This is a genomic window from Flectobacillus rivi, from assembly GCF_030056655.1.
In the GTDB taxonomy this organism is placed as follows: Bacteria; Bacteroidota; Bacteroidia; order Cytophagales; family Spirosomataceae; genus Flectobacillus; species Flectobacillus rivi.
Window position 1 is genome coordinate 296,203 of the sequence record NZ_JASHIE010000001.1, and the last position, 14,273, is coordinate 310,475.

A 14,273-nucleotide genomic window follows, 5' to 3' on the forward strand; every position below is an offset into this window, starting at 1 on the left:
AACTTTTTGAACTCTATTAGTTAATAATGTTAGGTCATTGCCCTAAGGCATGATAGTTTTTTGGGTTTGTCACTCTAATTTTAATCCCAGACCAAGAAACTTTTGGCTTTTGAGGCCATTTTCTAAAGATTAATTAACTATATAAATAACTATGTCACTTTCTAAACTATCAGTGCTTGTTGGGGCATCCTTGGGTTTGTACTCATTTATTCACCAGCCAGCACCTACCTCAACCTATCCCTCTGAGGTTTTTACAAAGGTGGATACCTTAAATCGTCCTGACGAAAATCGTTTTACCAAAACTGTCTTATCTAACGACCTCAATGAGCCAATGGAATTGGCAGTTGCGCCCGATGGTCGTGTGTTTTTTGTGGAACGTGCAGGAAAGTTTTATGTGTATGAACCTGCCAAAAAGAAAACTCGTCTATTATATGATTTTCCTGTAAAGGCAGTAGACAAATACCTGAATGGAATGTTGGGTATGACGATTGACCCTAATTTTAAGGATAATCACTATTTGTATTTCTTCTATACGATTCAGGATAAAGAACAAACCAGACAGCGTATTTCTCGTATCAAAGTGGATAGCGAAAGTAATCTTGATTTGGCTAGTGAGCAATCCATTATCGAGTTCCCGATTGATTTGGAAGTGAGTGCGCATACAGGTGGTTCTCTGGCATGGGATGCTCATGGCAACTTGTTTATTTCAACAGGAGACAATACAGTTCCGTTTGAGTCGAGTGGTCATGCGCCTATTGATTCTCGTGAGGGACGTATTACGTTTGATGCGCAACGTTCGGCAGGAAATGCTAATGATTTGCGTGGTAAAATCCTACGTATTCATGTCGAAAAAGATGGCTCTTACACGATTCCAGAAGGTAACCTTTTCCCGAAAGGCACTGCTGGCACTCGTCCTGAAATTTATGTTATGGGCTGTCGTAACCCTTACCGTATTTCGGTAGACCCTGCAACTTCAATTGTGTACTGGGGCGAAATTGGTCCTGATGCGGGAAATGATGGCGTTCAAGGACCTAGAGGTTATGACGAATTTAACCAAGCCAAAAAAGCAGGTAACTACGGTTGGCCATATTTTGTAGGAGATAGCAAGCCTTATCACCAATATGATTTTGCCACTAAAAAAGTCGGAGATTTATTTGAACCGAACACTCCTATCAATAATTCACCTAACAATACTGGTATCAAGAACCTCCCTCCAGCACAAAAAGCGATGATTTGGTATCCTTACAACAAATCAACAGAGTTTCCTGAACTAGGTGTGGGTGGTCGTTGTGCTATGGGTGGCCCTGTGTATCATTATGATGCCAAAATTGCTAACAAAAGTAAAATGCCTTCCTATTATGACAAAGCATTATTTGTATATGATTGGATGCGTAACTGGATATTTGCAGTAAGATTGGACGAAAACCAGAACTATCAATCTTTGGAGCAGTTTATGCCTCAAACAGGTGATTTCCGTCGTCCTGTAGATATGGAAATTGGACCAGATGGCTCTATGTATTTATTAGAATATGGTTCGGTATATGGTATTGACAATGAAGATGCTCGTTTGGTAAAAATCGACTTTAATGGCGGAAACAGAGCACCTGTAGCAAAAGCAATTGCACAAGATACTATCGGTTTAGCTCCAATGACAGTCCAGTTTAAAGGCGAACAAAGTTTGGATTATGACAAAGGCGATAAATTGTCTTATTTATGGAAATTTGAAGGAAATAGTACTTCAACAGAAGTAAATCCAAGTTATACTTTCAAGAAAAATGGTATTTATAAAGTATCGTTAACGGTAAAAGATCAAGCAGGAATCAGCAATACTAAAACTTTGACTATAAAAGTTGGTAATACCTTACCAGATGTGGCTATTTCGACAGAAGAAAACAGTACTTTCTTCAAAGCTAACTCAGGTAATTTGAAATATGCTGTTGATGTAAAAGACAAGGAAGATAAAATTATCGACTCGAAACGTGTGAAGGTAGTTTTGAACTATATTCCAAAAGTAAGTAGAGAACCACAAATGGGTCACCAGCAATTAACTTCTACGTTTAGCTTAGGAAAATCATTAATTGCAGGCTCAGACTGTAAGGCATGTCACCAATTGAATGCGCCTTCAGCTGGTCCAGCGTTTAAGGAGGTAGCCAAAAAATATCGTGATGATAAGACGGCTATTGCTAAACTTGCGAACAAGATTATTACTGGTGGTGGTGGTCTTTGGGGCGACCGTGAAATGAGCGCGCACCCACAACTTTCTAGAGAGGAAACTACCGAAATGGTAAAATATATCCTTTCATTGGGATCAGAACCAGTTGAAAACCGTATTGCTCCGAAAGGAACAGTGGCGTTGAAAGAGCACGTTGGCAAGGAGCAAGAAGGTCGCTATGTGATTACAGCTTCGTACACTGACAAAGGTTCGTTGGTAGCTCCAGCAGGGAAACCAAAAACGATTTTGGCTTTAAACAAAACTGCTACTTTGGTATTACGTCCAAACCGAGTATACGGTGCTGAGGCTGACGAATTACATAATCTTGGTCGTCAAGACAAGCGTTTGGGCTTTATTCACAATGGTTCATATTTTGTCTTAAAAAATATCGATTTGAAAGGTATTAATGAATTAACTTACAAATTCTCGTCAAGAGACAAGGCTGCTACTGTGGAAGTTCATACTGGCTCGCCAACGGGTCCTGTAGTTAGTACATTGTCGTATAGTCCAACAGGTGCGTGGGACAAATATGCTGAGCAATCTGTGAGTATTCAAGCACCAACAGGAAAACAAGATTTGTATTTTGTCTTTACTAAGAAAGATACGCCAAACAAAGACTTGTGTAGCCTCGAATGGATTGAGTTTAAGTAATGTTGAATTATGATTTGTGAATTGTGAATGTAAATATTTAATTATCAACATTTTGCATCCGTCATTAGTACCTCATTCGACACGAATGCAAAAATTAAAGAATACATTCCTATTTCCGAAATCAGAAATCTCAAATCTGAAATAGTTTGCTTGTTCTATCGCCTTGTTGACTAACAACCAACAAGGCGATTTTTTATTACAAATGAATCTGTACCTACTAAAACATTCAATCGCAAACACAACAGAGCATATTATTAGGTTTTAAATTAAAAACTCTGCATTTATAATTGAAAATATTCTATACCTTCGTAATCTCAAATCAAATTAATTTCCTTTCAATTGACACAAACAATTATGAAAACCCAACCTACCTTGAAGCACTTGATGCTTTGTACCTTATTATTATTATCATTCAGTTCATTTTCTTTTTCAGGAATTACTATTTCAAAAGACAGTACCCGTGCTTGGATTGTCCAACTCAGCAGCAGTTTGCCAGCAGGCTCGGATACTACTTTGTCAAAATGGATTCGTGATGGCTTAAACGAAAGTATCTTAAAAGGTACTTTTGACACGACTTCAAACAAGCAGAAACTTTATACCGACCTAAACAATGCTTTGAGTATTTACCATAGAAAGGTAATTATTCGTAACTTCGACTTTCCTGGCTTGGCCAACGGGTCTTATCAACCCAATGGTTTTTCGCAAGGAACTCAATTTGCTAACTTCAAAGTAAAGTTACCAAGTGGAAGTTTTGACCCAGATTTTGCGGTAAGCTATGCGCCAGATGTGATGTCTTTTGTGAACAACACCGCTAGTTTGGAGCAATTGCCAGAAGGAACAAAATTGTATAGAGTATGTAATGACGGATGGGACCAATTTACAGGAGGTTATTGGACACGTACTAAACCCAAATCAATATCTGAGGTAATTGGTGGAACTGCCGTTCAGCCAGAATGGAATAGCTTCAAAAATATTGTAGAATACACCGTTCCTGCGGGAGGTATCTGGGTTTGGAGAGGATTAGCTGCGGCACAAAAACTCTCAAATAACTTAAACATAGGTCAACCATATTTAGCTGGTGGAGGCGAACAAATTTTGATTCCATTGGTGTATCGTAGATTAAAGAAAGCAGATGGGAGCTTTGATTTTAGAGCAATCAATCCTGCTATGCAAAATAGAATAGTAGTATTACCAGCCAACGAATTACCATGGAAACGTTAACTCCCGTATATCTGAGATTGCTCAAAGCCAATTTCGAACATTTAGTTCAGTGCTTCGCTGAGCAAGAATCACTTACAGGTCAAACAGGTTTATTATTAAAACTTAGAGCTGAAGATATTTTATCAAACTCGTTGAGTCAAGCATTGTCAACATCAGAGGTAACCGACGAAAATCTTCAATGGGTTCGTGAGGCGGTGATGACGTATTTGAGATTTTACCCTGAAAATATTACCAGTAGTAATCTCGCAACCCTCGATGACGAAATCGATATGATACTTCACAGAATTATGGAGATAGCAGAACTTTTGTAGTGATGAGTTGTGAATGGTGAGTTTTGAATGATGAATTGTCCTTTGTCCTTGCCTAAAATAGGTTGAACTGAGTAAAAACTGTTTATTTCGGATATCGGATGTCGGATTTCGGAAGTGTAAGCTTCTATATTTTGTAAAAAATAAAAGTATTTTGCTTCATTTCGGAAATCAGAAATCCCAAATCTAAAATTCTTTGAAAACTCTGCACTCAACACTCCTCACTCAGCACTAAAAAAATACCCCCTCGTCCATATAGATGAGGGGGATTTTTATTATCATTCAGTTTTTCACTTATCTACTTCTATTTTACGTCCCAGAAAATCTTCGCATCGCGAGTATCTTTTGCCGAAACTGCGCTATAGTTCGGGTTGAATGTACGCTCACGACCAGGGTAAGTCAATCTGTTTGGTGGCAAAGCAAAACCTGAAGTATTGTCCGCTACAAAAGTCAACTGAGGATATTTTGTACGACGAAGTTCAGACCAAGCTTGTACCGATTGCATAAAGCCAAATTGTACCCATTTTTGTGTCCAAATCAAGGCTAATTTTTGAGCCGAAGATCCAGCATATTTAATCGTTGAGTTTGCTAAAAAGTCATTTACAGCTGCGGCAGATGGAGCAGTCAATTTTGGCGCTGTACTATTGCTCAAGTTATTCAAAGCATAGTAATAAGCAATTGATTGAGCTACACCTTTGTTGTAAGCCGTTGCTGCATCTGTAGTAGTTCCCCAACGCTCATACGCTTCTGCTTTCAACAAATGTGTTTCAGCCGAAGTAAAGATTACGCCAGGTAATTTGCTGTTATATACAAACGTAGCTGAGTCAAGCACTGCATATTTACCATTAGTAATATTTGTAGCTTGGTCAGTTGAGTTTAAGTCTAATGGCATTGCATAATAATCTGCATTGGCTACCCATTTGCTACCATCCTGACGACCGCCTTTGTCATAAATTACTGCAATACGCGGGTCATTAGCAGGTTTTAGTACTTTATCCAACAAGAACGAAGCTCCCAAATGATTATTCGACTCATAGAAAGCATTACGCAAATTGTCGATATAAGTTGTTACTGGGTTCAACAAAGCATTTTGAGTTGTTTCTTCCAACAAAGGATACTGTGTTGGGTTATTCAACATTTCTAATACTTCTGCCTTTGCCTTTGCTTCATCCACGAATGAAATACGCATTAATGCACGCAAACGTAAAGAGTTTGCCAAACGACGCCATTTTGTAATATCGCCTTGGAAAAGAATATCTTGCTTTTTGAACGAACCAGCCGTTACACTACTCAAGTTAGCCGTAGCAAAATAATTTGAAGCATCTTTCAAACCTGCAATTACAGTGTAGTACACTTCTTTTGCGTCATCAAACTTTGGTGATGTAATCGAGCCGTTTAAGTTCAACATTCCTGCTTCAGAAAATGGAATATCTCCCCAAAGGTCAACCATTTGAGCCGTTTGTTCCAACATTGCTACTTTCGCTGCATTCACAAACACATCTGCACTTTGTTTTTCTGTAGCTGAAAGTTTAGCGTATTGTTTTTCTATTTCACGATAATGTGCCAAAGGACCACTACCATTACCATTCGTTGTGTAAAAATCACCCCAACGTTGCTCAGTATATTGCGCTTGTTCACGGTAAATGAATTTATCGTTGGTAAATGAAATCACTTGAGAAAATACACCTGCGTGCGTCAACGCAAAAGTACGCATATCCCAATATTTTGGGTAGATACGATCATTGTTGAGAATTTGAGTAAAAAATTTCTCAACTGAAGGAGTCGTTGTTTGTTCAGGGTTAAGGTACAAGTCACCGAGTTGGTCTTTACAGCTACTCAAAGTAGCTACAATCGCTAACATTGCACTTATTTTGATGAATGTCTTTTTCATACTTTTCTAAATAAAATGTCTGATTGGTTGATTAAAAACTTGCGTGTAAAGCCACACCAAAGCTACGAGTTGCTGCTGTTGAACCTTCGTCGATACCTTGACGGTTCCAGCTAGTACCGATAGGTGCTTCTGGGTCAAGGTTTTTCAACGTGCGGTACAAGTAGAATAGGTTACGACCAATCAAAGACACACGAACATTTTGCAAACGCAATTTTTGAGCTACTGCCGAAGGCAAAGTATAAGATAAAATTGCTTCACGAACTTTCAAATAACTGTTATCATACACTGCACCGTTTTCGTACCAACCCGACGAACCCCAAGTGTAAGTGTTCATGTAATAAGAAGCTGCATCAATAATCTTAGCATTTTTCTCGCCGTTTGCTGTTACACCATCCAACATTACACCATCATGATATACTTTACCTCCATTTGGAGCTGTTGCAGTATGACTTGACAACAACACGTTGTTACCACTTCCATCAACATAATATGGCAAACCACCGTTTGCTGCATCACGATATTTCAAGGTACTTTCGAACATACCTGCACCTGTAGCATACAACAATGGGTTTGATACCAATTGTCCGCCGATACGGTAATCCATATTGATGTCTAAACTGAAGTTTTTGTAGCTAAATGAGTTCAAGAAACCACCTACTAATTTCGGCATAACGTTACCTACTTTTTTGTAGTCAGATGTCAAAGTATAAAGACCGTCGCCAGAAATGATATAGTTACCTTTAGAATCAGTAGCACGAACATGCGTATAGATATTTCCTAAATAATCGCCTTCGTCTGCTACGATTTTAATCGCAGATTGATCAGCATCATAAGCAACTAACTGAGGGATACCTTTTGCCAATTTCTCAACTTTTGTACGGTTGATGGCAGCATTGATACGTGTGTTCCAAGTGAAATCACGTGTTTTGATAGGAGTTGCATAAATCGATGCTTCCCAACCAAAAGAGCGAAGCTCACCAACGTTTGCCAATACCGAGCTAGCACCTGTACTTGTTGGAATAGAGGTTTGAAGAATTTGATCTTTGATACGGCTATTGTAATAAGTCAAATCAAATCCTAACTTATTTTTAAAGAATTTCGTTTCTAAACCAAATTCATTTTCAAATTTCTGTTCAGGTTTGATGTTATCGTTACCATAGCTAGAACTTGCTCTTAAAGCAGGAACTGCGCCGTAAGCCGTTTGCAAAATCGTTTGTGAATACGTTGTGTTAGCTACATACAATGGAGGAGCATTACCAACGATACCATAAGAAGCACGGATTTTACCGTAGTTCATGAAATTAGGCATTTGGAATGCATCTGAGAACACAAAACCAGAGTTTACCGAAGTATAGAAGTAGCTGTTATTTCCTGCTGGCAATGTTGAAGAGTATTCCTGACGAGCAGTACCTTCTACAAACAACATATTTTTGTAAGCTGCATTCAAAGTACCCAAGTATGCAAACTTAATCATTTCTCTACGTGAAGCACTAGCATTCAATACGTTAGTAGAGTTGTTCATGCTAAACCAGTTCTCGATTACCAAACCACCATTTGTACCAACTGATTGGTCATAGTATTTTTCTTGACGACCTTGTACACCAGCAGAAGCAGACAAATCAAAATCTGTATTCAATTTTTTAGCATAAGTCAACATCGCATCGCCATACACGATTGAGTAACGACCACTTGCAACACGGTATTCACCAGTACTATTTCCTGAGTTAAACAAAGCAGGAAATTCGTTGTATTTCTTTACTTCAGTACCCAAACTTGTAAAGTCATTACCTACACGACCACGTAATCCGAATTCATTATTGATTTTGTAATTCAAAGTCACTGAACTTAATACACGATCTTGGTTTTCGTCTTCGCTATTACGCAAAGCATTCCACAACAAATCCATAATATCGCCACCACGAATGTTGTATTTGAACGCCTCTGAAGGATTACGCTCAGGAACATTGTACGGTACATATTTGTATCCTTGTGATGTTTGGTAATGATTCAAGAAGTTGTTCATATCTTCCGCACGGCTATAAAAACCACCATAGTTGGCTGTTACACGGTTGATTTGCTCTGGACGGTTATGCACTTTTGAGTTGATATAACTTACAACCACATCAGCAGTAACTTTATTACTCAATTTTACAGAAGAGTTCAAGTTGAAAGTATTACGTTTCAAACCACTTCCACGCATAATACCTGCATAGTCAGTTCCTGTGTAAGAAAAACGGTAAGAACCTTTGTCAGTTGCATTTGAGAAAGCTGCGTTAACCGTTGAATTATAACCTGTTTGGTAGAAATCATTAAAGTTATTTGGCTTTGCGCTGTACGACTGCATTGTTCCGTCCCACCAAGGCATCATTCTACCATCCATTTTAGGACCAAATTGTCCGTAAGCTCTGAAGTTAACACGCTTAGAACCATCAGGATTTGTGATAAAACCTTCTTCATCTGCGCCTACTGCTAAGTTTGTAGCACGGTCATAACCTGGACCATAAACATTCTGATATTGAGGTGTAAATGCTACACGTTCTTGGTTATACGTGTAGTTTAATTCAACGCCTAACCCTTTGCCTTTTACACCAGATTTTGTTGTAATAACAATTACACCATTCGAAGCTTCAGAACCGTAAAGGGCTGTTGCTGATGCACCTTTCAATACTGACAAACTTGCAATATCAGCTGGGTTGATATCCAAGATACCATTACCACGGATACGTTGGTCATCCCAATAACCGCCATTGTTCAAGCCATTTGCACCTGCTTGGTTAAAATCACGGATTACGATACCATCCACAACATAAAGTGGTTGAGTATTATAATTCAATGAGTTTACCCCACGTACCTGTACGTTTACAGCTGATGTTGCACCACCTGGCGCCGTAGAGATTTTAACACCTGCTACTTTACCGTACAATGCCGAAGCAAAGTTGGTATTACCCGAAGCGGTGATTTCCTTGCTCGAAACTGTTCCAATTGAGTAACCAAGGGCTTTTTGTTCACGTTTGATACCCAAGGCCGTAACAACCACCTCATCAAGGTCTTGAGAAGTAGCTTCCAATACCACATCGATGGTTGTACGTCCCGACACTTCAACGGTCTTTGTAGCGAAGCCTAATGATTGGAAAATCAAAGAGGCATTTTTGGCAACAGAAATCGTAAAATTACCCGAACCATCCGTTACTGTACCTTTGGTAGTACCTTTCACTAAAATACTTACGCCTGCTAGGGCAGATTGATTGCTATCCACGACCTTTCCTTTGACTACTTGTTGAGCCATTACGAACTGTCCAGTCAAAATCAAGAGTGTAGCAAATAACGTAGTAAAAATTTTTCTACATGCTTTCATTGTTAGGAATTAAAATGATGAAAATTGAAAATTGGGCTCTGATAGAGCGAATTTGAAAAAAATAGTTTTAGAGTGTTACGGAGAAAAAGATTCCCTCCTTTCGTTGTTTTTCATGGTTTAAATACGGTAAGTTGATGCGGTTTTGAAATCCTGTAAACTGTTTTCTAGCAATTAGTTTTGAAAGTGTTAGTTGGATTTCGCAACCAAATTAATAAAATAAATTATTAAATATTAATTTATTGTAAATTATTTTAATAATCCATTTTAAGAATAAAATACTCAACCCAGTTGGACATTTTAGGCTAAAATTATCTTAAAAGTAGAATTTTCAGGATAAAATCAATTGCAATTTAGGTTGAATGAGGAAGAGAACAAAGCATAATGTTTTTAAAATATTTTATTAATCATTCTTGCAAAAACACCTAAAACTTTAGCTTATAAACTTATTTTCAAACAGTTATAAAAACCTAACAACTGCTTTTATAAGCCTATTTGTAACAGGATTTTGGCGTTAAAGATTATATCAAAAAAAATCCTTCTAGGATACAACTTAAGTCGTACCTTAGAAGGAATAAGATCTTTAATCTATCACTAATCAGGGATTCATACCATTCTTTTTTACCTTCAACTCATCAGGAGCATCTTTGGTATAGGTATTAAAATTAGGATTGTAAGACTTATCAAAAAGATTTTTTACTACCTGTAAATCTACTGAAGTCTGTGGGTTAAAAGCTGATGAGACCATATACTGTTGCAAACTATAAGCTAGTTGACGAGCTACGGGTCTTGTATCCAAATTTGAGCTAACATCGGCACTACAAATCAATAGCTTTCCTTTGCCTACTTTTGCCTCCACAATTAAGCCCAACGGTCTATTCAAAAACCATGTATCTATGGGTTGTACCACAGGTTTGAATCCTTTCGGAAATTCGTCCAACAGCATCACTTGTGTTTTATTGACCAATTCCCACCACTGAACATTGGCATGAAATTCTGTAGGAAATGATTGGAACGCAGGATGCTTAGGATCACAAACAAACCCTAAAGTATGCGGTGGACGCATCTTAAACCATGAGGTATTCCAGAAAACAGGTTGTAAATAATTGACTACTTCTTTGCCTCTTTCTATTTTTCCAGCAGCTTGTAAAAAGACCTTCCCTCCTTTTTCCAAAATCTGCAAAGCTTTTTCATCTATACTATTACATGAATAAACCTCCTCTGATTTTACCACTGGCAAAGTAGTTGGATATACCCAAAACGCCCACTGATTCTGAATTTCTGAACCATTAATTGACGCTTTAAGTAACAGTTTTTGGGCTTGATTAATTTGCTGAGGATTAAATGTAATTTTTCCAACTGAAAGGTTATTCCCAATTGCATAATCAGATGGCTGAAACTCACCAGCTTGCACAGTTTTTCCTTCTGAATCAACAATTTGCCATGCAATTACTGCTTTTGACAAAGCTTTTTGTCCAAAATGAAACAACTCAACTGGTATTTGGATACTTTCATTTTGCTGAAAAACAAATTTTGGAAAACGAGTTAAAATAACTGTTGAGTCACAGAATTGACGGAATTCTTTGGCATCGATATATCCTTTTTCCTCCCAGAAACTATCAAGCAAACCGACCAAAGCGGTTCCTTGTCCTGAATAATCGTTGAGACCTAGCATCTGAAATCCTGCTGAAAGAGGCGTTCTAAATGCCATTTCCATTTCGTGCTTGTAACTAATGGCTTGTAGTTTTCCAGAAGCCATAAAGAAATCTTTGCCCCTATCTGCCATTCCTCTATCCTTCAAATCTTCTTGAAAAAGTTCATAATTACGAGCCTCATAAAGTCCTTTATACTTTTTGATTTCATCAAAATTCGGGAATACACACCATTGACCTAACTCGTGAGTAACGTAAGGAACTGTAAAGTTTTTGACCTTATCTCCAAAATCAGCACTGCTTGATGGGAGTTTGTCCCAAGGTAAACCTCGTGGTCCTGACTTAATCATATATTCGTTAGCAGGGACTAATGGCCAACTCATGGCTACCGAAGCACCTGTGTATTTGCGACGAGGGTCCTTCGCTTGCCAGTATTTGATGAACTTTGTCAAATAATCTACCTGCTTTCCTCCTCTTGGTTCGTTGCCGTATGCTAACATACAGAAGGATGCATAATTGCCGTAAACTTTCGCCATACGGTTGGTTTCGTCCATGATATATTGATCAATCGGATGTCCATCGCCCAAAGACGAACCGTGATTTGCCCAGCTTGGACCTTCAGGTTGCAGATAAATACCCACTAAATCGGCGGCAATAAAGGCAGCTTCTGGTGGGCAATACGAATGAAAACGGAAATGGTTGAGCCCATAAGATTTGGCTTTTCTGAAAACTTTTTCCCAAGATGCAACATCCATCGGAGCGTATCCTGTTAATGGAAACTGGCAGTTTTCGACCGTTCCTCTCAAGAATATTGGACGTCCATTAATTTCAAAACGAGTTCCATTGATCGCAAAATCTCTCATGCCAAATTGAACATCCCTTACCGACAGCACGCCCTCACTTGTAGAAACCTGTACGTTTAATTTATATAAAGCTGGCGCATATTCATCCCAAGTCAAAAAATTATCACCCATCGGTAAGGTGTAGGTTAATGTATTGCTTCCCTTATCCGCTCTAAAATCTACCACAAGAGGAGCAACCGAATGTTGTTTGGATGAATTGAAGCTTTTGGCAGAAAGGCTAATTTTCCCAGAAACTGTAGTGATCAGATTATTTTCCAATTGAATCACTACTTTAGCAAGCTTTTCTTTTACACTCGGATATATCTGTACATCCGAAAGCCAAACTTGTCCCTCGGTAGACAACTCCATTTTTCCAACAATACCGTTCCAGTTTCCTTGAGTATGATCCGTAATACTATGAGAATCTTTCCCTACATTGATCGCTTTGGTCTTATTATCAACTCGCACTGTTAGCGTATGTTTTCCTGTGCTGAGTTTTCCCGTCAAATCATAAACATGGGCTACACAAAGAGAATTTTGCAAACCAATTTCCTGATTATCAATCCACACACGTGTTTCGTAATGTGGACGTTCAAGATTTAGCCAAATACGTTGATTTTTCCAGTCAGCAGGAACGACAATATCACGTTGATACCATGCGCCACCTACGTAATGCTTTTTAGGAGTAAGCCAAAAAGGGAATTTTGGGCGAGGACCTTGCCGATATTTTGCCATTCGAGGATTAAAATACCAAGAACTATCATATATACTACCCGTCCATTGAGTCTGAAGTGTTACTGCATTTCCTTTGCCATTTTCAAGCATCGAGCCTGGTAACTTTACCTTATCTTTTAGTTTTTGAGAAAACCATTTTTCTTGTACGCCTTTATCCAAGGAATCAATCGCAAATCGCCATGTTCCTTGTAAATTGAGTTTTTTTGATTGTCCTATCGAAGCGAAACTTATCAGGACAAATGATGCTATGAATAGATTTTGGAGAATTTTTTTCACGGTTAAAATGGTAAGTTATGCAATTAAGAATAGCTTAGTAGTATAAAAAATCCTAATAAGCCTAAACTATCAAATATAGCTTCCAAATGTCTTCACTCCATCATGTATCATCCTGATGCTTGCCTATTTCCTAGTTCGAGACTGTGGCTTGAACCAGTAATGCTATAAATACTCTTCTACATTCTTCAAAACCTTCTCCGATAATCGTCTTCTAGCTTCGGCAGTAAATCCTGCACTAAAAGGATAAGTTATGATTTGAGGATGCTGGTTAAATTCTTCATAGAAAGTCCCTGCTCCATCTGCATCAAGAATGGCAAATGATGTCGAGTCATTTTGCAACCATTTCAAAAAAGCGTCTTTGTCAAATGTCAACCCAACGGAAGTATTAATCAAAATAGAGTTTTTCTTTTTGAAGGAAAACTCCTCTTCGTTTAATAAAACAGTGTATTTGGGCAAATGAACTGATATTACGTCGCAAGTAGCGAGAAGCTCAGACAATGATAAAAATTGTATTCCTAAGTTTTCACACTCACTTTTTCTTGAACGATTGTAATAATATACCTTCATGCCAAAAAACTGAGCTGTTTTAGCAACCATTTGTCCGAGTGTTCCTAGGCCAATAATTCCAAGACTTTTTCCTGTCAACTCGGTAGATTCAGAACGCCATTGAGCTTTGCCGATGCCTTTGAATAATGAAATCAATTGCGATATTATAAACTCGACAGTTCCTTCATCGCCATAATCTCTGACTCCTTTTACCGTTATTCCAAGTTCTTTGGCAGTCTCAATATCCACATTTGTAGAAATATTTTCATACATGCTGCAACATAGACCAATATATTTAAGCTGTGGGCATTGTCTTAAAACTGAAGCATTAATCTTTGTTTTCCAACTCAGAAAAATGGCATCGGAATCTCCAATTCTTGTTAAAATTTCCTCATCAGAAACAGGAGAGTCCTGAAACATTACCACAGGTTTTTCAGCATATTGCTGTAAATCTGGTAAAATTTCAGGACTCAGTCTACAATCCTCAATTAAGGTGATTTGTTTAAACTTTTTCATCTAAAAAACTTAAGTTAGTAGGCAAAATTAAAATAATTTTACCCGCTTTAAGCTCTAGGCTGTATGCTGTA

7 protein-coding genes are annotated in these 14,273 nt (G+C 38.1%); 3 read left to right on the plus strand and 4 right to left on the minus strand.

From position 1 onward, the window contains the following. Positions 1-151 precede the first annotated feature (151 nt). The 3 genes from QM481_RS01180 (at position 152) to QM481_RS01190 (ending at position 4,395) form a co-directional block, all read left to right on the plus strand. Complete coding sequence (locus tag QM481_RS01180; RefSeq protein ID WP_283380327.1) at positions 152-2,863, plus strand: PQQ-dependent sugar dehydrogenase; 2,712 nt, start codon at positions 152-154, stop codon at positions 2,861-2,863. Between the two features lie 354 nt (positions 2,864-3,217). Beyond that, a complete protein-coding gene (locus tag QM481_RS01185; RefSeq protein ID WP_166549503.1) occupies positions 3,218-4,084 on the plus strand; it encodes a hypothetical protein in 867 nt (288 codons plus the stop codon). Further along, a complete protein-coding gene (locus QM481_RS01190; protein WP_166549504.1) occupies positions 4,072-4,395 on the plus strand; it encodes a hypothetical protein in 324 nt (107 codons plus the stop codon). Before QM481_RS01185 ends, QM481_RS01190 begins: the two co-directional genes overlap by 13 nt. Before the next feature lie 301 nt (positions 4,396-4,696). On the opposite strand, the gene QM481_RS01195 is transcribed toward QM481_RS01190, so the two are convergent. The 4 genes from QM481_RS01195 to QM481_RS01210 form a co-directional block, all read right to left on the minus strand. After that, positions 4,697-6,283 (minus strand): SusD/RagB family nutrient-binding outer membrane lipoprotein, encoded by a 1,587-nt coding sequence (locus QM481_RS01195; RefSeq protein ID WP_283380328.1) that lies wholly within the window; start codon positions 6,281-6,283, stop codon positions 4,697-4,699. 31 nt (positions 6,284-6,314) lie between these two features. Further along, entirely contained in the window at positions 6,315-9,638 is a 3,324-nt protein-coding gene (locus QM481_RS01200) for a SusC/RagA family TonB-linked outer membrane protein (RefSeq protein ID WP_283380329.1), read from the minus strand. Positions 9,639-10,233: 595 nt separating this feature from the next. After that, complete coding sequence (locus QM481_RS01205; RefSeq protein WP_283380330.1) at positions 10,234-13,140, minus strand: exo-beta-1,4-galactosidase; 2,907 nt, start codon at positions 13,138-13,140, stop codon at positions 10,234-10,236. 162 nt (positions 13,141-13,302) lie between these two features. Then, positions 13,303-14,202 (minus strand): NAD(P)-dependent oxidoreductase, encoded by a 900-nt coding sequence (locus QM481_RS01210; protein ID WP_283380331.1) that lies wholly within the window; start codon positions 14,200-14,202, stop codon positions 13,303-13,305. Positions 14,203-14,273: the final 71 nt, after the last annotated feature.